Source organism: Streptomyces sp. NPDC107522, assembly GCF_055657525.1.
Window position 1 is genome coordinate 1 of the sequence record NZ_JBVKAU010000025.1, and the last position, 18343, is coordinate 18343.

An 18343-nucleotide genomic window follows, 5' to 3' on the forward strand; every position below is an offset into this window, starting at 1 on the left:
CTGCGCGATCTGGCACAACCGCACCATCGGCGCACCCATCACCCGCTCACTGATCGCCTACGACCACTGAGCCACATCGGAACTACTCGTCTAGGTGACGCGGTGAGGTGCCGGACGCCAAGGGCGGGCAGGAGTTGAGTCAACGGTCAACCAGCCGTGGACGCGAGGCCTCACCCATGGATTCCGCGTCGGTGTCGTCGGTGCCGACCGGGCCGCGGGGAAGCATCCGGTCCAGCCACTTCGGCAGCCACCAGTTGGTCCGGCCGAGGAGTGTCATGGTCGCCGGTACCAGCACCATGCGTACGACCGTGGCGTCGATGAAGATCGCGGTGGCCAGGCCGAGCCCGAACATCTTGGTGGAGGGGTCGTCGGCGACGGCGAAGGACAGGAAGACCGCCACCATGATGAGGGCGGCCGAAGTGATGATCCGGGCGGTGCGCGAGACGCCCTCGACGATCGCCGTGCCGTTGTCGCCGGTGCGCAGGTACTCCTCGCGTACGCGGGAGAGGAGGAACACCTCGTAGTCCATCGACAGGCCGAACAGGATGGCGAAGAGGAACATCGGGATGAACGACACGATCGGAACCGTCGCTTCCAGCCCGATGAGTGCGCCTCCCCAGCCCCACTGGAAGACCGCGACCATGATGCCGTAGGCCGCGCCGATGCTCAGCAAATTCAGCAATACCGCCTTGAGCGGTACGAGTATCGAGCGGAAGACCAGCGTCAGCAGCAGGAACGACATCGCCAGCACGGCGGCGACGAACACCGGCAGGCGTTGGCTGGTGCGTTGGCCCACATCGGACAGGCTCGCGGCGGCGCCGCCGACGTGGGCCCTGGCCGGGCCGTGCCCGATCGCCGTGGGCAGCACGTCGGTGCGCAGCCTGGCGATGGTGTCGGCCGTGGCCTTGTCCTGAGGGCTGGTGGTCGGGAACACCACGAGGGTCGCGATGCCGGTGGCCCGATCGATGTGCGTCGGCGCGACGGATGCGATGCCCGGATCCGCCGCGACCGCCTCGACGAGTCGGTCCAGCACTCCCGGATCACCGGTGGGGTCCGCGGCGATGACGAGGGGACCGTTGGTGCCCGGGCCGAACCCCTCGGCGACGAGGTCGTAGGCCCGGCGCTCGGTACGGCTGTGGGGCAGTGAGCCGTCGTCGGGCAGGCCGACGCGCAGGCCGAGCACGGGCAGCGTCGCGGTCAGCAGCAGCGCCGCCGCGCCGACCGCGTACAGCACCGGGTGCCGGCTGACGTGCCCGATCCAGCGACGCCACCCGGCGGCGTGGGCGGCGCCTGCCGTGTCCCGCCGCCGTGCGAGTCGGCCCAGCTTCCCGGTCTGCAGAGCCCGGCCGATCCGGCCGGCCCGGGCCAGGCGTGGGCCGGCGGCGCCGAGGAAGGCCGGCAGCAGCGTCACCGACGCGAGCACCATAATCAGGACGACGATCGAGACGGCGAGCCCGCCGACCGTCATGAACGGCACGTTCGCGACCGCCAGGCCGAGGATCGACACGACGACGGTGCCGCCGGCGAAGACCACCGGCCGCCCCGCCGTGGCCACCGCTCGCCCCGCCGCCTCGTGCGGATCGAGCCCGCGCGCGAGGTACTCCCGGTGCCTGGCGAGCACGAACAGCGCGTAGTCGATGCCCACTCCGAGCCCGACCATGCTGCCCAGGACAGGGGCGAAGGTCGGGACGTCCGTCACGCCCGCCAGTACCGTCATCGTGGCAACCCCGACGGTCAGCCCGAAGACCGCCATGCCGATCGGCAGCGCGGCGGCGACGAGCGAACCGAACGCCAGGAACAGGATCGCGGCCGCGGCGAGGAGGCCGATCAACTCGCTCACGCCGCCGTCGGGGTCGGAGAAGGCGTAGAAGAGGTTCCCGCCCATCTCGATGCGCAGGGGCAGTTCGGCGCGCAGCCGGTCGCCGAGATCGACTAGGGCGTCGAGGTCTTGGGCCGACAGCCGGCTCTGGTCGGGGTACTGCACCCGGACGACCGCGATCCGCCCGTCGGCCGAGACAAGGCCGCCGCGCACGGCGGTGCCCCCGCCCGCGTCGAGTGCCCCCGCCGGGTCGCTCGTGCCGAGCACGTGCGGCAGCCGCTTCACCTCGGTCTGCAGCCGCGTGAGAGCCGTGCGCGCGCCGTCGTCGTCGAAGAACGTCGCAGCGCCGTCGAGGGGCGTGACGACCACTTGGGCGGTCATCCCCTCCTGGCCGGTGCCGGCCCGCTCGATCAGTTCCGCGGCCCGCTGGGAGTCCAGTCCCGGAGCGGTCATCGAATCCGCATTCCGCCCGCCGAAGGCGACGGCGGCGAGGACGGCGAGCGTGACGGCGATCAGCCATGCCGCGATCACCCGCCAGGGATGGCGGGCGGCGCTTACGCCCAAGCGCAACAGGGCTTTCGAGAGCATCGGGTCCTCCAACCACCTCGTCGGCCGTCCTTGTACGGCCGACGAAGCCGAGGTTCGTCGCCACGGCGCTCTGCGGCATCGGCTCGCGGGCCACGGATCCGTCGGCCCTGGGGCGGAGTGACGACCCATCCTTTCGGCCGATGCGCGGCACGGCTCGGTCCCTAGGCTGAGAACCGTGCTCCGAGACGACCTGCGAACCCTGTGGACCGAACCCCGGCCGCCCGACGCTCCCGCCCGGGTGCGGCGGGACTGGGCGCTGCTCGCCGCGGGCCTGGGCGGTGTGGTGATGGAGGCCACCCTGCGCGAGACCGTCGTGTGGCGGCCGGTGGCGGTGGTGCTCGCCGTATGGCTGTGCCTGCTGACCCTGTGGCGCCGGACCCGCCCGCTGGCGATGGTGACGCTGGCGTTCGGCTCGGTGGCCCTGCTTCAGGTGGCCTCGCTCGTCGCCGCTCCGCGCGAGCCCGTCGGCCTGTACAGCGGCGCGGTCGTGCTCGTGCTGGTGTACGCGCTGCCCCGGTGGGGATCGGGACGCGAGATCGTGCTGGGCGGCGCGGTGATCCTCGCGGCCGGCGCGCTGTGTTCCGTCACGGACGAGACCCCGGTCGTCGAAAATGTCGTGGGCTTCGTCTTCCTGCTGCTGCCCGGCGTGGTCGGGGCTGCCGTGCGGTTCCGGGTGACCGCTCGCGAGCGGCAGTTGGAGCAGGTGCGGTCCCGCGAGCGTGAGCAGCTCGCCCGGGAACTGCACGACACCGTGGCCCACCACGTGTCGGCCATGGTGATCATCGCCCAGGCGGGTCGGGTGCTCGCGGGCGCCGACCCGTCCGCCGCCGTACAGGCGCTGGAGGGGGTCGAGGAGGAAGGGGCGCGCACGCTGGAGGAAATGCGCGCCATGGTCGCCGCGCTGCGCGACCGCGGGGTCGGCGCCGAGCTGGCGCCCCCTGCCGGAGTCGCGGATCTGGAGCGCCTGGTGCGCACCCCGGGTGGTCGCCTCAGGGTCGACCTGGGGCTCGACGGCGAACTGGACGCGCTGCCCCCGGCCGTGGACGCGGCCGTCTACCGGATCGTGCAGGAGTCGGTGACCAACGCGCTGCGCCATGCGGTCGACGCGACCGAGCTCGTCGTTCGGGTCGCCGCGGAACGGCACACGGTACGGGTGAGCGTGCGCGACAACGGCCGGCGCACCGGCCGGGGTCGCGACGGATACGGACTTACCGGACTGCGCGAGCGCGCGACCCTGCTCGGCGGCACACTACGAGCCGGCCCGGGTACCGACCGGGGCTGGCATGTCGAAGCCGAACTGCCGAGAGCGAGGAGCGAGAGCGGTGTCCATTCGCGTCCTCGTCGCTGACGACCAGACGATCATCCGCACCGGGCTGCGGATCATGCTGAACGCCCAGCCCGGCATCGAGGTGGTCGGCGAGGCCGCCGACGGGCGGGAAGCGGTACGTCTGGCCCGCGAACTACGCCCCGACGTCTGCCTGTTCGACATCCGCATGCCCGTGCTCGACGGGCTCGAGGCCACCCGGCTGGTCGCCGGTCCGGGCGTCGCCGACCCACTGGCCGTGGTCGTCATCACCACGTTCGACCTCGACGAGTACGTCTACGGCTCACTGCGTGCCGGCGCCCGCGGATTCCTCCTCAAGGACACGGGACCGGACCTTCTGGCGCAGGCCGTACGGTCGGCGTCCGACGGTGAGGCGCTCATCGCGCCCAGCGTCACCGTCCGCCTGCTCCAGGCATTCGCGGACCTGCCCGCCGGCCGGCCCGCGGCCCAGCCGGTCTCCCCCGTCACCGCCCGCGAGGAGCAGGTGCTCCTCGCCGTCGCCCGCGGGCTGACCAACACCGAGATCGCCGATGCACTGCACATCAGCCTCAGCACGGTGAAGACGCATCTGGCCAGCCTGATGGCCAAACTCGGCGCCCGCAACCGGGTCGAGATCGCGATGTGGGCCTACGAAACGCGCCGTATCCTCCCCGGAACCTGAGCCGGGTGCCGGGCCATGTCCCATGAGTCCCCGCCCGGACATCAGTGCACCGGTCGGCTCACGTCGGCTCCACATGCCTCACCCGCCCTAGAGCGTGACGTACCAGGAGGCCGGAACTGGGACGGTGAGACACCCGATACGACAAGACTCCCGACAGCTGCCTCGCCAGTCTCACCTGCACGCCTCGATGACCTGGATCAAAGACCTCACCAGGACCACCCGATGATCACGACTCGATACGCGCCCTAGCTCTGACCGGTGCCCGCACCCACCGAAGACCCATATGAACGCCCACGCCGATCCCCCGCTCGCCGGGCCGCCACGCCTGCCGCTGCGCAACAACCGGGCACCGGACGCCCCCGAGGTGATCCGGCAGTGGCGAGCCACTGCCCACGATGTACCCACGAGGGCACGCGCACAATGGACCGACCAGGGCGTCGCCCTGCTTCCGCTGGGACGCCGCTTCGCCGCCATCCGCATCCCCGGCACTCTCATCCACGCCACCACCGGCGGTGACACCCCCGACCTCGTCGCAGACACGGTGCGCCACACGCTCGACGGTCCGGTCATCCACGACCACCTCACCACCGGGCCCACCTACTACGCCCTGATCGCCTACAGACACAACCAGCCCTGGCGGGGCGCCAACGACACCCCACTCCTGACCACCGGCACCTACCTCGGCGTCCCCGCCCTCCAACGCACCACACCCCCCGGCACGTACTGGATCACCCAACCCCGCCACCGCAACGACCTCTGCCAACGCGACACCGTCTCCGACCTCATTCGCAAAGGGCGCCGCGCACTCTGCGCAACGCCGCCCGCGGCTCTAAATCGTGACCCGTACAAAGCCGCTGACCACACATCAGGCATGAGCAATCGGCAGGAGTCGGCTCCCTCTTGAGCCTCGCTGCTGCCGAGGTGCCCCCTGGCCGGCCCCGGCTGCCCACTCTTCCCCCGAGACGGGCAGCCGGGGTCACCCCTCAACAACCGCGCCGTACGCCCGGCTCGCACGTTCCCCGCCCCAGACATCGAACTGGACGTCATCGAACGCGCCATGCGGTCCGCGCACCAACGCCGGCGGGCGCGGGCTGGGTGGCTCGCGCGGACGTTCCCCAACAGCTGCGGACTCAACGCGCGCTCGTTCGAGGAGCTCGACGAGTGCGCCGGCGAACAAGGACTCGTCACCACAGGTGGAGAAAGCTCCGGACGTCGTCGTAGCCGTCGACGGCCCGTCCGTCCACATCCGTCGGGTCGGCCTCGGCCCGCATCGCCAGCGACTGCACCAGCGCGAGGGCTTCATCACTGAGGCACCCGAAGCGTCGGGCGGTGTGCCCCAGGCACAGACCGGCCAGCCCGAGCAAAGGACTGCCCGACACAGCCCGCGTCCCGACCTGCACGCACCAGTACTCGACGAACTCCGCGTCGTCGTCATTCAACGCAGTCCCGACCAGGACGCCCGCCGCCTCGCCCTCCGCCGAGCGGTCACGCAGGGCCCGCTCCATCGTCTCGACGACCACCTCGTGAGGCAGAGCCGGAGGGTTCTCGAAATTCAGATGGGAATGCACCCCGCGAGACTACGCGGACCACATCCGACAACTGCCTGCCGCCGCCCGTCCGGCAAGACGGGGCGAATGTTGCCGGACGCGGCGCTACGGCCTGTCCGGCGGATCTTGTGGTTCTGGGGTGATCGGTTCGTTGCGGCTCACCAGCTGCACTGTCAGCTCCGTTCGCTAGGGTCTGCGGCCATGACTGAGAGCAAAACCGAAGCTTGGCCGGAACCTCCGTTCGCCGGCACCGAGGCAGCAGCCATCCTCGGCGCCCTCGAACGGCAGCGGGCTACCCTTGCCTGGAAATGCTCCGGCCTGGACGCCTCCGGCCTTCGCGCCACACTCGGCACGTCCACCATCACTCTGGGCGGCCTCCTCAAGCACCTGGCGCACATAGAAGACAGTCACTTCGCCCGGCTGTGGCTCGGCTCCCCCGTCGGTGCTCCCTGGGACACCGTCGACTGGGACAGCACTCCCGACTGGGACTACCGCTCCGCCGCGGAGGACACCCCCGAGCAACTGCGCGCTCTCTGGCAGGAATCAGTCGCCCGCTCCCGGGCCATCGTCGACGAGGCGGTCAGCACGGGCGGGCTGGACCAACTCGGCGCCTACACCACCCGTAGCGGCGAACGCCCCAACCTCCGCCGCATTCTCCTTGACCTCATCGAGGAGTACGCCCGCCACGCCGGTCACGCCGACCTCATCCGTGAATCCATCGACGGGCTCACGGGCGAGGACCCGCCGAGGTGAACTGACGTACGGCGCGGACGGATAGCCAGGACCACCATCCTCACCCCTAATAGGGGTCATTTCTGTCGAGCGATCACGGCCAGAGCCATAAGCGGATCGCGGCGATGGTCACGGTGCCGTGGAAGACGTAGGCCCTCTTGTCGTAGCGGGTGGCGACGGCTCGCAGATTCTTGAGCCGGTTGATCGTTCGCTCGACCTCGTTGCGGCGTTTGTAGAGGGGTCGTTGACCCGGCGCACAGCGGCCCCTCTGTCCCACTGGCTCCTCACCGCCACCGCCAACTCGTCCACTACTCGGTCGGCATCGACGGGGTCGGCCTCGGCTCGGTCGGCACGGAACGCGTTGCCAGGCGAGATAGGCGGGCGCCAGCCCGAGCAGAACGGTCACCGCTGTCTCTGCCACACCGAGATCAAAGCGCAAAGCCAGCAAAAGTGCTGCGATCGGCCCGATGGTCGCCAACAGCAAATAGACCCCTGCCCACCCGCCCCGGCCTCGGCTGCGCCCCTGCGTCTCATACCAGGACATCATGGCCTCCGCTGCACGGACGATGAAGCTGTTCGGCAAACGGCGGGACACAGCTTGCCGTCCAAGCTGCCGGTGGCGTCCCGCCAGTTATGTAGCCGATCAAGTCGCCGAAATCCGCAGGTCGGCGGCGGTGGCTCCGTGTGACCGGGCGCTCAACTATCCCCAGCAGGGCTCCCCGTGGACGCCGAGTCGGCGTGCGTACTGGCTGGACACGCGGATGGATGACGGCGGCACCTGCACGTACGGCAATCGGCGGCGGTCAGCCTGTGATCTGCGAGCTCGCCGCGAAGTAACACCTCCGGCCTCAACAGCATTGGCCCCCACCCTGCAACCAGGGTGGGGGCCGGTCTCATGTGCGGCAGACGGTCAGGCAGGGGCGATGAGGACGCCGGGAAGGTCACCGGCCTTCACGGCGTCCTGGTCGATGGCCACGCCCGTGTAGGCGCCCGCGGCGGTGAACACCATCTCGGGCAGGCGCTCGGACGGGCTGTGGGAACTGTTTCAGCGGGTTGTCCCGGCTGCTCGGGTGCGTCCGCAGGGCGGTGGTCGACGGCGGTATGGTGATCGCGAAGTGCTGGCGGCGATCGTGTTCGTGGCCACGACGGGCTGTACCTGGCGGCAAGTGCCGCCGGTCTTCGGCCCGTCCGGGCCGACTGCACACCGTCGGTTCACCGAGTGGAGCCGGGCCAGGGTGTGGGGCAAGCTTCACCGCCTGGGCCTGGACGAGCTCGGCGCCCGCGGGGAGTTGGACTGGTCGCGGTGTGCGATCGACCCGGTGAACATGCGGGCCCTCAAAGGGGGGACCTGACGGGTCCGAATCCCGTAGATCGCGGCAAGAAGGGATCAAAGATCCACTTGATCACCGAGCCGTCCGGTCTACCCCTCTCGATCGGAATCTCCGCCGCGAACACTCACGACAGCCAGGGAATCAAACCCCTTGTGCGCGGCATCCCGGCTGTCCGCTCCCGTCGCGGACCGCGTCGGCGGCGCCCCGCCAAACTCCATGGCGACAAGGGGTACGACTACGACCACGTGCGGCAGTGGCTGCGCTCCCGGAACCACCCCACGCATCGCCCGCAAGGGCATCGAGCCCTCCCAGCGCCTGGGCCGCCACCGCTGGACCGTGGAGCGGACGGTGTCCTGGCTTGCCGGGTGCCGCCGTCTTCACCGCTGCTACGAGCGCAAGGCCGAACACTTCCTCGCCTTCGCCGGCATCGCCGCCACCCTCATCTGCTACCGGCGTCTGGGTGGGTGAGCCAGTTCATACCGCTCCGAGAAACCCCGGATCGGCGCCGTCGAACTGAAGGCACGAGTCGCGGCTCAGGCTCAGGAGTTCGGCCATGGGCACCACACGGCGTCTGGTCGCCAGCAGATCCTGGCGGGCCTCGGCCGACCACAACGGCGGGAAGAATGACAGCCCCTGGCGGCCATTCAGCACAGTGACTTCGTCGCGCCAGCCGTCCCACCGAAGGCTCTCATAGAACTCCTGGAGCCCTCCGGAGAGGATCCAGGACAGCCATGCTGAGTGGCCGGTGCCCAGAGCCTCCCAGCCAAGGGCATCCGGGGCGAAATAGAGGATCTCGCCCGGCTCGCCGGGTCGACCAGCCTCACGGGGGTTGCCCCCGTTGAGCATGAAGACCCCGCCCAGCACATCGTGCGCGACCACGAGTCCTGCATCCGACGACCATGTGGGAGCCGCCCTGGGCTCCCCCGACGACTCGACCGCCAACTGGGAGACGCGACTCGATCGCTGCTGTAGGACTACGCCGGTGAGGTCGTCTGCGGGATCGATGCACGACGAGCTGGCGGAGGTGGCTGTGCCCGAGATCTGGGCCGGGGTGGGCATCGGCAAGACGCACCACCACACCATGGTGATCAACGCACGAGGCGAGAGACTGCTGTCCCGCCCAATCCTCAACGGTGAGACCGAGTTGCCGGCGCTGATCGCCGATGTGCTGGCGCTATCCGACGACGTGCTGTGGGCCGTCGACCTCAATCGTGGCGGCGCCGCCCTGCTGATCGGCCTCCTCGGCACCCACGGCCAGCCCGTTCGGCTGCCCAGTGCGAAGCCGTTTCCGCCCCGGACGACCACGGTCCGCCTGCAGCGACGTGCGCTGCGGGCAGCGGCAGCAGGTGATCGTTCTCGTCGGCCACCTGCCAACCCTTTGAGGGGCTCGTGGTCAGCAAACTGACGAGCCCTCATGCAAGATCAAGGTTAGCCCGACCGGGACCACACATGATGGGGCGTTGGGTCGGTGAAGCGGCGAGACCAGAACGGGTGGTTGTTCCAACGGGTCTCCTGCCGGTGGATGATGTGGTGGTGTCGGCGGTATGCCGCGTGAGCGGCGTGCACACGATGCTCGTAGCTGTCCAACGCCGTCATGTCACCGCGCATGCGCGCGATCAGCGCGCGTGCGGCGTTCAGCCCCGTCACCAGTGCGGTCAGGATGCCCTGCGAGGACAGCGGATCGAAGGCGGCGGCTGCGTCGCCCACGGCGATCCAGCCCTCGCCGTACAGGCGGTCAAGGCGGGCACTGTACGCGGGCGCCCGCTGCGGCGCGCTGTCAGCAAGCAGCTCGTGCCCGTGTGCATGGGCACTCACGTGGCGAGTGCGCAGTGCTCGTCGGTGGAACGTCTCCGCGGTGCCCGGCTGTGTGCCGGGCAGGTCGGCGTCGGTGAAGAAGACGACCATGCGATGGTGTGAGGGCAGCAGAGTCGTATACCACCAGCCGTCCCGGTCGGCTTCTACAAGGGAACGGGTGTCAGGCACACCGGATGCGGGGCCCAGGGTGAGGTGCGTGGCCAAAAGGCGGTCATTGGTGAGGCGGCGAGCGCCCAGGCGGATCGCCAGTGCCGCGGTGCGGCCTGTGGCGTCAACCAGCCAAGTGGTCCGCACAGCGCGGACACTGGTGGGTCCCCGGAGCTGAATGTGCCACCCCTCGGGGGCGCGCAGCGGGGCACGCACGGCAGTGTGCTCGGCGAGCTCGGCTCCCGCCGTCTGGGCTGCGGCGCGCAGCCGATGATCGAACAGTGCCCGGTCCAGGTGCCAGCCATGCCCGTAGGGGTCACGCAAGGAATCGACCGTGCGGAGGTCGGGCCCGCCCCAGGAGGAGAGGGTGCCGTAGCTGGGCAGATGGCCGCTACCAAGGATCTGGTCATGGATGCCGAGGTCCTCGAGCAGCAGCGCGGCCACGGAGACCAGGCATTCGCCGATCTTGGGCGGGCCGGTTCCCGCGTCAGCGAGCAGGACGCGGTGCCCGCTGCGGACCAGTGCGAAGGCCGCAATGGACCCGGCCGGCCCGCCTCCGGCGACGACGACGTCGTAGCGGTCGCCGCTCATTGCCACTCGTGGAAGGGGTCGAGCTTCTCCAGATAGCCCACCGAGACCTGCTCCGGCGTGTAGCTGGTGCCCTCGATTGCTGTCGTGACGGCCCGATCCATCGCTGCCTCCGCCGCGGCGTCGGAGATCTCTGGTGCTCCCAGCTGCGGCACGTGTACGTTCACCAGGTTGTTGTCGTCATGAGCCTCCTGCAGCGGCGGCTGCGGAGGGGACTCGACCAGAATGGAGTCGGGGAACTTGCCGTCGCCGACGGTGTATTCGCGTTCCTCGATGATCCCGAATTTCCACCACAGCTTCGTCATCTGCTGCAGCTGTTGCGTTTTGTCCGTGGCGGTCAGCCCGCGCAACCAGACCGCACGGCGCTCGAAGGCGTCCGCCCGCTCCTCGTCGCTGCCAGCCGCGTTGACCTTCTCGAAGTCGGCTGCCTTCAGTACGTGGTTGGGAACGTGGGCCGGCCAGAAGGTCGGCAGGTAGGGGCTGTAGCGGGCGTCGATGTTGTTTTGGAGCTCGTAGCCGGAGCGGCAGCTTGCGGTGTCGGTCTGCCAAGGGGCCGCCATCCACCGCGTCAGGTCCCCGGGCCCCTGTGCGTAGAGCGGACCGCGCGCGGACAGCGCGATATCGGGGGTGAGGTGGTCCCCGTAGTCCGGTTCCGGCGGATCCTGCGCTGTGCGGTGGCGAATGCGGAACGGTTCGCTGTACATGGTGTCGTGTCGAATCGGCCAGGTGACTTCGCAGCCAGGGTGGAAGGCATCGGCAGCAGAGTTTTCCAGCGCGGCGCGGTCCAGCAGGCCCGGCTGCGAGGCGACGGGCGCATCCTCGAGCTTGGTGATGGTCTTCTTGGTGCCAGCCGTGAAGTCGCCCAGAGCCCACTGTCGCATCATCCGGTTCTGGGTCTCGGAGAGCGCCAGGTGCTGGAGGTCCGATCGTGGCGGTACGGCCATGCCGTCACCGTAGATCCACGGCCAGGGCGTAGGGGATCGCCCGTCACGCTCGTAGTCGCGCATCGTGTTGTAGACCTGCGTGCGGAGTTCCTCATTGCGCTCGGATGGATCGGACAGACGGGCGCGCATCTTCTCGTCCAGGAAATAGTGCGGCCCGCCCCACCCGAACTGGGCAGCGAAACCTCGATTGACCCACTGCAGATTGCAGAAGCGGGCCAGGATCGGCTCGATGTGGTCCCCGTAGGTGATGTCGGTAGGGAAGGGAAGCGTGCCGTTGTTGACGAAGACGTCGTGGAGCAGGTCATACAAGGTGCGCACGGTCTTCACCGCAGGCGCGTAGTGCGGAGGCCCCACGACCACCCAGGCGCCCGCCGCTTCGATCGCCTGGCCATTGTCCAGGATGACTTCCGCGGTAACCGGCCCGTCGGAGATGTCGTCATACCAGGTGTCGTTGTTGGCGAATCCGGTAATGGGCTTGCCCTCCCATGAGCCGCACTCCCCCATCCCGCCGAGGAACAGCAGTGATCCGCCCTTTACACCGCGCAGGTCCCCCAGGTGCGTCTTATCCCCCATGATCTGTCCCAGGACCTGCGCGGTCTGCTGCTGCGCCACTGACACGCTTTGTGGCGCGGGCATGTTCACCAGCTTGCTACGGTCCTGAACATCGGCGTTGCGGCGACCGTACTGCCGGCGCTTGAGCCGTCTGCCGTCCGGTACGTCCAGCGGCAGGTGGAACTGGTACCAAGCCGCCTTCTTGTTGGCTACCTGGACCGTCCACACGATGTCCTTGACGCCGTCGCGGCCCGGAACGACTTCGCGTACCGCCTGGCCGCCGCTGTCGTACTGGTAGATGCGGAAGTGCGCCGCCTGCCGTTTGAGCCTGCCCTCGGCATCTCGGAAGCCGCCCTCGGGGCTGGCCGGCTGGTCCGGCACCTCCGGGCCGATGAAGTACTCCGGGCTGTTGCCAACCCGCGCGATTCCGATCGCAGGATGAATCTTGAACGTCGCCTCATTCCCAGCCACAACCACCTCCGTAGACATCGTGCGTTACCGGGGCAGAACGTAAGGGGTACAGCGAACCTACGGACGAAGCCAGGCATACGGCGGCGGTGAGCTGAGCGGATGGTGGAATTCGCGTGGCCTGCGCTCGAGGTGGTTCTCGCCAAGTCGGTGACCGATCGCCGCCCCCGGTCATGGGGTCGTGGTAATCCTGAGAGTCGTCGCTCGCCGCACACCGGTTTCGCCCAGCAGCTCAACCAACGCCGCGTTGAAATTCTCCAGCCCGTCAGCCTCCAAGTGGGCGATGATCTCCCCCGGGAAGATCCCACTCGCCAACACCTTGCAGCCACCAAGACTGTGATGTGTCAGGCGCTCGAGCGCGACGTCACCACTAGCCGGCTCCACCTCGAACAGAACATATCCACGGGCCAGCATCGCCGATACCTCACTTCATTTTCGATGCCCGGTTCGCCACACAGGGGACGAATTGCATGCTCTGGGCAAATTAACACTGCCGTTCTCCGGTTCCCGGGAGGCGCAGTCGTGTTATGGAGCGATCGCTTGATCGCGCAGAAGCCCAGTTGCCGGGCGGGGTCGTGGCCTCAGACGACCCAGTATCCTTATCCGCACCGCTGCCACTGGTCATCCCAGCGGCGATACAGTTCCCATCTCGTCGAGCCGGGTGAGTGTGTCGGAAAGGTTGTGCAGGCAGGTTTCGCGGTCATGGTGGATCGCAAAGATCGTGGCGATGTCGGGCTTCGGTCGGACGCGGCGATGACAGTCGAGGGGTCTGCAATTGTTCACCAGCCGGGCTCGGGTCGCTCATACGAAGACCGTAGAGGGGGACGGCGTAGGCGTCCCCAACGGACAAGGCTCCCGTGCCGTTGAGGGAGGTGTTCGACGTCTCAACTCGCGACCACAAGAGCCTCGTTGGTTCTCTGTCCTGCCGCACTCGACCTGCCTCATGCCCTGGTCGAGTGGGTCACCATGCTCATCGTCACCCGCGAGGGTGACCACCGCTGCAAGCTCCCGCCGCACCAGCGTGCTCTGGTCACTCTGGTGTACCTGCGTCAGAACGTCACTCTCGCGCAGCTTGCGGCCGGCTTCGGTATCTCGACCGGCACCGCCCACGCCTTCACGGCCGCAGTAATCGGCCTGCTCGCCGCCCGCGCCCCCGGCCTGCTGCGCGCGCTGCGCGAAGCCGACCCCGACTACGTCCTGATCGACGGCACCCTTGCCGAGTGCGACCGGGTCGGCGACAGCCGCGCCGACTACTCCCACAAGCACCGCCGACACGGGGTGAACGTGCAGGTGGTGACCGACCCGGCGGGGCGGCTGCTGTGGATCTCACCCTTCTGTCAGGCCGGGCGCACGACCTGAGGCGCACGGCCTGACAGGTGCTCCGGCGCCCTTGACGTCGGTCCGGCTTCCCCGCACGGGTGCGGTCAGCTGCCGGGATCGACTTGCCCCGAAGCACAGTTTATTCAGCAAGGTGTATGCGCACCGACGACGCGAGGTCCTTACTGCTTTGAGGCCACAACGGCGAAGCCAGATAGCGTGAGGTCGACGGTTCACAAACCGGCGATCCTTCGCGTCGATCGCCACCGGCACGAGGACAAGCCGGCGGAGCTCCACACCCGTAGCCGGGCGGCGATGGTGGGGGTGGCAACGTCGCTGCGGCGGTCCATGCATGCGGACCGATCTCCCGATCGAACTTATAAGGCGGATCTCGGCGGGCTATCGTCCGCCTGTGCTGGTCGGACCGAGTCGGAGCACGTCGTCGTGTTTTGAAGTCATTCCGGGAGCTCAGAACGTCGAGTTCCCGTCACTCCGAATAGGGCACCCGGAGCTTGGCCCAGGACTTTGCTCCCGGCCAGCCGTCCGCGTCCGCACCCTGGTACCCGAGCTTCCGCTGCCACCTGGCGTAGCAGTCGCGGTGGTGTGTCGTCCACTGACGTCCGCTGAGAGGGTGGGCCGAGGGTGGGCCGGCCGGACCAAATTCGGAGCATCCCTCTTCGACCAGGCGCATTGCCATCATGCTGATGATCGGGCTGCTCGGCTCATTTTTGAACCACTCGGAACCTGGGAAGGGAACGTAGCCGTCTTCTGCACTCATGCTTGCACATTAGGCGTGTCCACCATTGCCTACATGCTCACGGCTTTGCAACTCGGTAAGTTCATGCGATTGACGGATGTCTGAGGATCGCTATCGCGGCATCCGGCTCGGCCGACAAGCTGGGCTACTCGTACGGCAGAGGGGGGCGAGGACCCGGGACGTTAAAGCCGTTCAGAGCGCGGCATCGATTGCCATCCATGCTCGACGCAGGCACGCCACCACCCAGGCTCTGGGCGTCAGAACGCAGCACTACGCGCTCAACGACGCTCAGGATCATTGCGCAAGGCAGCTCTCGGTCTGCCGGCTCCTCGTGCCGCACTCGACCTGCCTCATGCCCTGGTCGAGTGGGTCACCATGCTCATCGTCACCCGCGAGGGTGACCACCGCTGCAAGCTCCCGCCGCACCAGCGTGCTCTGGTCACTCTGGTGTACCTGCGTCAGAACGTCACTCTCGCGCAGCTTGCGGCCGGCTTCGGTATCTCGACCGGCACCGCCCACGCCTTCACGGCCGCAGTAATCGGCCTGCTCGCCGCCCGTGCCCCCGGCCTGCTGCGCGCGCTGCGCGAAGCCGACCCCGACTACGTCCTGATCGACGGCACCCTTGCCGAGTGCGACCGGGTCGGCGACAGCCGCGCCGACTACTCCCACAAGCACCGCCGGCGCGGAGTGAACGTGCAGGTGGTGACCGACCCGGCGGGGCGGCTGCTGTGGATCTCGCCGACGCTGCCCGGCCGCGCACACGATCTCACTGCGGCCCGCACCCACCAGATCATCCGGATCTGCGAACGCCAGGGCGTCCCGTCCTCGCCAACCGCGCCTACATCGGAGCCGGCCCGTGGGTGACGACACCCTCGGACGCCCGTCGGGCCGTGACCTCACTCCCACCCACCAAGCCGTCAACCGCGCGCTGTCTGCAGCACGGACACCGGTCGAGCCTGGTGTCGCACGGCTGAAGTCGTGGCGGATCTTCCGCAAGTCCTGGTGCAGTCCGAATCGGATGTCGTCAATCTCCGCGGCCGTCCTCATTCTGGAGCGGCAACGCTGACAAGGCTCCCTACGTTGTTCTGCGGGAGGCGGTGGCGGCGCGCCTAGGACAAGGGTGGCCCGCGGGCTCTGCGATCGGCCGGTTCGCCTCGTCGCCCAGGTTGAGCGAGACCCAGTTCGCCCAGCTGGAAGCGGAGCTGGCCAAGGGGCCGGTGGCGCACGGCTGGCCGGACCAGTGGTGGACGCTGTCGAGGATCAAGACCGTGATCGGCCGACGCTTCCACAAGAGCTACACGCTGCAAGGAGTGCGCAAACTGCTGATCCGGAACGGCTTCTCCTGCCAGGTGCCGGCCCGACGGGCCGTCGAGCGAGATGAGGAGCAGATCATCGGCTGGGTAAAGGAGACCTCGCCGCAGGTGGAAACCTCGCGGCGGCGCTCGATGCGTGGATCCCCTTCAAGGACGAGTCCGGCTTCTCGATGACGCCGCCTGTTGCCCGCACGTGGGCCCGCCGCGGGCGCACGCCCGTGATCCGGGTCCGCGGCCGTTCCTGCCGCCGTATCTCGATCGCCGCACTGGCCTGCTACAAGCCGGGGAACGCTCGAGGCTGATCTACCGGCCGCGCCGCGACGACGACGGCAGACGTGATGGGCGCAAAAGCTGCCCCTGGACCGACTACCGCGACCTGCTCATCGCCGCCCGCACCCAGCTCGCCGGGCCGATCGTACTCGTCTGGGACAACGTAGGGGCATCCTCAACGTCCATCTCGCCTACGGGGTGCGGCAGTTCATCGCCCGGCAGGAGTGGCTGACCGTCTACCAGCTGCCCTCGCACGCACCCGACCTCAACCCGGTCGAGGGCATCTGGTCGCTGCTGCGGCGTGGCTGGCTGTCCAACACCGCCTTCACCACACCCGAGCACCTCATCCAGACCATCCGCCAGGGAATGAGGAAGATCCAGTACTGCCCGCACCTCATCGACGGATGCCTCGCCGGGACCGGACTGTCCCTCACGCCAACGACTTCACGAGTTCAAGCTCAGTAGCCGAGTTGATGAACAACCGCGTGCCTGCCCTGCGGCTTCGTCACGGACCTCGGCGGGACCTCGACGCCGTCGTCGCCGGTCTCCGCACCGACGGCGGCTACGCTCAGCAGACAAAGTCCGAGCTGTTGGCCCAGAAGGTTAGATGTGACCATGTCTGGGCTCCGATGATGCCGTCGACCGTGATATCGGCGCATCCCTGAAATCTGCGTGTTGCAGCATCAGTGACCGGGCCGAAAACCCCATCCTGGACGAGGTCTTTGCCCGTCATTGAATTGTTCAGGTAGCACTGCGCCTGTTTCACCGCTGCTCCTGACGAGCCACGCTTGACTGATGGACGGGACTTGGTGTGGTTGCAAACTTGACTGGCCATGGAGAGCCTCCTCTACATACTGTCCTCAAGTGCGTAGACTTTGGACTAGTGCTTCGAAGCCGGGAACTCAGTACTATGAGTAACCCTCATCCGGATAGGGGACCCGGAGCTTAGCCCAGGACTTTGATCCTGGCCAGCCGTCCGCGTCCGTGCCCCGGTACCCGAGTTTCCGCTGCCACATGGCATAGGAGTCGCGGTGCTGCGTCGTCCACTGAGACGGTGGACCGCCCTGACCGTACGCGGAACACCCCTCTTCGACCAGGCGGATTGCCATCATCGTGATGATTGGGCTATTCGGTTGACTCTTGAACCACGCCGAACCTGGGAATGGAATGTAGCCAGATTCATCTTTCGCGACGATCAGCCGTTGCCCGACGAAGATTTTGTCCGGGTCGGGGATGTTGTTCCACGCTTGAAGCTGTTCGACCGTGGTCCCGAACCGGTTAGCAAGGTCCCACAGCGTGTCGCCCGTTCTGACGGTGTGGAAGGTGTCTTCTCCGTTCATATTTGTATGCTAAGCGCCTCGGTTGGTCCTCGCATGTTCGCCCGGGTGGATGTGGTGAGGTCATTCGGACAGCGGGTGCCGGTGGACTGTTCCGGAGAACATCGCACCACAGAAGCCCCGGAGTTGGGCTGGGCTTGCGGTGGTCCTCACAGGAGATGCGGCGATCACCGTCGCTGCTGTCTGGGGCGTTGCTCGTGCAGATGACGCTCAGTCTGTTGCCATCCGTACCCGTGTATTTACTGCCGTCAGCACGATGACAACAGGTACTTCGGTATCAGGGCCGTCAGCCACACCGCTCAGTCCGGGGGCTCGCGGCCGCCGACAGCACCGGATATAACGCCCCGGAAGATTGACTAACGCCGGTTGTATGTATCTCACTTGGCCACTAACGCGCCCGACATGATGCGGGCCGGTTGCCTGGCAGGCCTTGGCGTTCTGATCACTCGCGATCACCGGATCCCACGCGACAAGAACCCGCGCGCGCAGCTCACGCGCGAACGGGCTCCCATGCAACTCCCCCACCGGCGCTATCTGACTGTTCGACTATTCCATGTTCAACAGCTTTGGTCACGCACCATGCGGGACGGAGCCGCGCTAGTACTGCACCCTGGACGAGGTGACGCGACGGCATGCAGCACGAGGGAGCGCTGCATGGCAAGGAGACGATGAGAGTGACGCCGGCCTGGTCGGCGCCTCCTGACGCGCCACGGGCCAACACTGGTGTCGTAAGGTCCTGAAGTCAGGAAAGAGCGGCCGGAAAGCGCCAACCTGACGGCTCGGAGTCCCCAGCCACCTGCCGAAGCGCGACCCGCAAGTAAGCGGGTGGAGTT

General features: G+C 67.8%; 13 protein-coding genes and 6 pseudogenes. 9 read left to right on the plus strand and 10 right to left on the minus strand.

Annotated features, from left to right (window positions below):
• Positions 1-139 precede the first annotated feature (139 nt).
• Complete coding sequence (locus ACZ7L6_RS40530) at positions 140-2407, minus strand: MMPL family transporter (protein ID WP_471933044.1); 2268 nt, start codon at positions 2405-2407, stop codon at positions 140-142.
• Positions 2408-2582: 175 nt separating this feature from the next.
• Between ACZ7L6_RS40530 and ACZ7L6_RS40535 the strand changes: the two genes are divergently transcribed.
• The 3 genes from ACZ7L6_RS40535 to ACZ7L6_RS40545 all read left to right on the plus strand — a co-directional run bounded on the left by ACZ7L6_RS40535 (position 2583) and on the right by ACZ7L6_RS40545 (position 5296).
• On the plus strand, positions 2583-3755 hold the full coding sequence (locus tag ACZ7L6_RS40535) for a sensor histidine kinase (protein WP_471933046.1): 1173 nt from the start codon (positions 2583-2585) through the stop codon (positions 3753-3755).
• Entirely contained in the window at positions 3730-4392 is a 663-nt protein-coding gene (locus ACZ7L6_RS40540) for a response regulator (RefSeq protein WP_147977719.1), read from the plus strand. Before ACZ7L6_RS40535 ends, ACZ7L6_RS40540 begins: the two co-directional genes overlap by 26 nt.
• Before the next feature lie 283 nt (positions 4393-4675).
• Positions 4676-5296: a hypothetical protein gene (locus tag ACZ7L6_RS40545; protein WP_471933048.1), complete on the plus strand. Its 621-nt coding sequence runs from the start codon at positions 4676-4678 to the stop codon at positions 5294-5296.
• 280 nt (positions 5297-5576) lie between these two features.
• Here ACZ7L6_RS40545 and ACZ7L6_RS40550 read toward each other — a convergent pair whose 3' ends face one another.
• Positions 5577-5960: a hypothetical protein gene (locus ACZ7L6_RS40550; RefSeq protein WP_471933050.1), complete on the minus strand. Its 384-nt coding sequence runs from the start codon at positions 5958-5960 to the stop codon at positions 5577-5579.
• A 180-nt stretch (positions 5961-6140) separates the two neighbouring features.
• On the opposite strand from ACZ7L6_RS40550, the gene ACZ7L6_RS40555 reads away from it, so the two are divergent.
• Positions 6141-6692: a DinB family protein gene (locus ACZ7L6_RS40555; protein ID WP_471933052.1), complete on the plus strand. Its 552-nt coding sequence runs from the start codon at positions 6141-6143 to the stop codon at positions 6690-6692.
• Positions 6693-6765: 73 nt separating this feature from the next.
• Here the strand turns inward: ACZ7L6_RS40555 and ACZ7L6_RS40560 are convergent.
• Positions 6766-7032: pseudogene (locus ACZ7L6_RS40560) on the minus strand (IS5/IS1182 family transposase); the annotation flags it as partial.
• 637 nt (positions 7033-7669) lie between these two features.
• Between ACZ7L6_RS40560 and ACZ7L6_RS40565 the strand changes: the two are divergent.
• Positions 7670-8470: pseudogene (locus ACZ7L6_RS40565) on the plus strand (IS5 family transposase).
• A 6-nt stretch (positions 8471-8476) separates the two neighbouring features.
• Here ACZ7L6_RS40565 and ACZ7L6_RS40570 read toward each other — a convergent pair.
• Entirely contained in the window at positions 8477-9085 is a 609-nt protein-coding gene (locus ACZ7L6_RS40570; protein ID WP_471933185.1) for a DUF2625 family protein, read from the minus strand.
• Between ACZ7L6_RS40570 and ACZ7L6_RS40575 the strand changes: the two are divergent.
• Positions 9006-9266: pseudogene (locus ACZ7L6_RS40575) on the plus strand (IS110 family transposase); the annotation flags it as partial. The gene ACZ7L6_RS40570 and the pseudogene ACZ7L6_RS40575 overlap by 80 nt on opposite strands.
• A gap of 164 nt (positions 9267-9430) precedes the next feature.
• On the opposite strand, the gene ACZ7L6_RS40580 reads toward ACZ7L6_RS40575, so the two are convergent.
• The 3 genes from ACZ7L6_RS40580 to ACZ7L6_RS40590 form a co-directional block, all read right to left on the minus strand.
• Positions 9431-10555 (minus strand): NAD(P)/FAD-dependent oxidoreductase, encoded by a 1125-nt coding sequence (locus ACZ7L6_RS40580; protein WP_471933054.1) that lies wholly within the window; start codon positions 10553-10555, stop codon positions 9431-9433.
• On the minus strand, positions 10552-12519 hold the full coding sequence (locus tag ACZ7L6_RS40585; protein ID WP_471933056.1) for a LodA/GoxA family CTQ-dependent oxidase: 1968 nt from the start codon (positions 12517-12519) through the stop codon (positions 10552-10554). The genes ACZ7L6_RS40580 and ACZ7L6_RS40585 overlap by 4 nt, the downstream gene beginning before the upstream one ends.
• Before the next feature lie 168 nt (positions 12520-12687).
• On the minus strand, positions 12688-12930 hold the full coding sequence (locus ACZ7L6_RS40590) for a hypothetical protein (RefSeq protein ID WP_346184545.1): 243 nt from the start codon (positions 12928-12930) through the stop codon (positions 12688-12690).
• A gap of 495 nt (positions 12931-13425) precedes the next feature.
• On the opposite strand from ACZ7L6_RS40590, the pseudogene ACZ7L6_RS40595 reads away from it, so the two are divergent.
• Positions 13426-13874, plus strand: a pseudogene (locus tag ACZ7L6_RS40595) (helix-turn-helix domain-containing protein); the annotation flags it as partial.
• Positions 13875-14320: 446 nt separating this feature from the next.
• Here ACZ7L6_RS40595 and ACZ7L6_RS40600 read toward each other — a convergent pair.
• Positions 14321-14611 carry a peptidoglycan-binding protein gene (locus tag ACZ7L6_RS40600; protein ID WP_217212939.1) on the minus strand — a complete coding sequence of 97 codons (291 nt, stop codon included), beginning with the start codon at positions 14609-14611 and terminating at the stop codon, positions 14321-14323.
• Between the two features lie 354 nt (positions 14612-14965).
• Between ACZ7L6_RS40600 and ACZ7L6_RS40605 the strand changes: the two are divergent.
• Together ACZ7L6_RS40605 and ACZ7L6_RS40610 are read left to right on the plus strand one after the other, a co-directional pair.
• Positions 14966-15656 (plus strand): annotated as a pseudogene (locus ACZ7L6_RS40605) (transposase).
• Between the two features lie 29 nt (positions 15657-15685).
• Positions 15686-16638: pseudogene (locus ACZ7L6_RS40610) on the plus strand (IS630 family transposase); the annotation flags it as partial.
• Between the two features lie 103 nt (positions 16639-16741).
• Here the strand turns inward: ACZ7L6_RS40610 and ACZ7L6_RS40615 are convergent.
• Both ACZ7L6_RS40615 and ACZ7L6_RS40620 read right to left on the minus strand, forming a co-directional pair.
• Positions 16742-17008, minus strand: coding sequence for a peptidoglycan-binding domain-containing protein (locus ACZ7L6_RS40615; protein WP_381510716.1), 267 nt, complete (start codon positions 17006-17008; stop codon positions 16742-16744).
• A gap of 73 nt (positions 17009-17081) precedes the next feature.
• Positions 17082-17513, minus strand: coding sequence for a peptidoglycan-binding protein (locus ACZ7L6_RS40620; RefSeq protein ID WP_471933059.1), 432 nt, complete (start codon positions 17511-17513; stop codon positions 17082-17084).
• Positions 17514-18343 lie beyond the last annotated feature (830 nt).

Excerpts from the sequence above, each read along its gene's own strand:
- ACZ7L6_RS40530 (WP_471933044.1), bottom strand. The coding sequence starts at position 2,407 with ATGCTCTCGAAAGCCCTGTTGCGCTTGGGCGTAAGCGCCGCCCGCCAT.
- ACZ7L6_RS40545 (WP_471933048.1), top strand. The coding sequence starts at position 4,676 with ATGAACGCCCACGCCGATCCCCCGCTCGCCGGGCCGCCACGCCTGCCG.
- ACZ7L6_RS40555 (WP_471933052.1), top strand. The coding sequence starts at position 6,141 with ATGACTGAGAGCAAAACCGAAGCTTGGCCGGAACCTCCGTTCGCCGGC.
- ACZ7L6_RS40570 (WP_471933185.1), bottom strand. The coding sequence starts at position 9,085 with ATGGTGTGGTGGTGCGTCTTGCCGATGCCCACCCCGGCCCAGATCTCG.
- ACZ7L6_RS40580 (WP_471933054.1), bottom strand. The coding sequence starts at position 10,555 with ATGAGCGGCGACCGCTACGACGTCGTCGTCGCCGGAGGCGGGCCGGCC.
- ACZ7L6_RS40590 (WP_346184545.1), bottom strand. The coding sequence starts at position 12,930 with ATGCTGGCCCGTGGATATGTTCTGTTCGAGGTGGAGCCGGCTAGTGGT.
- ACZ7L6_RS40600 (WP_217212939.1), bottom strand. The coding sequence starts at position 14,611 with ATGAGTGCAGAAGACGGCTACGTTCCCTTCCCAGGTTCCGAGTGGTTC.
- ACZ7L6_RS40615 (WP_381510716.1), bottom strand. The coding sequence starts at position 17,008 with ATGGCCAGTCAAGTTTGCAACCACACCAAGTCCCGTCCATCAGTCAAG.
- ACZ7L6_RS40620 (WP_471933059.1), bottom strand. The coding sequence starts at position 17,513 with ATGAACGGAGAAGACACCTTCCACACCGTCAGAACGGGCGACACGCTG.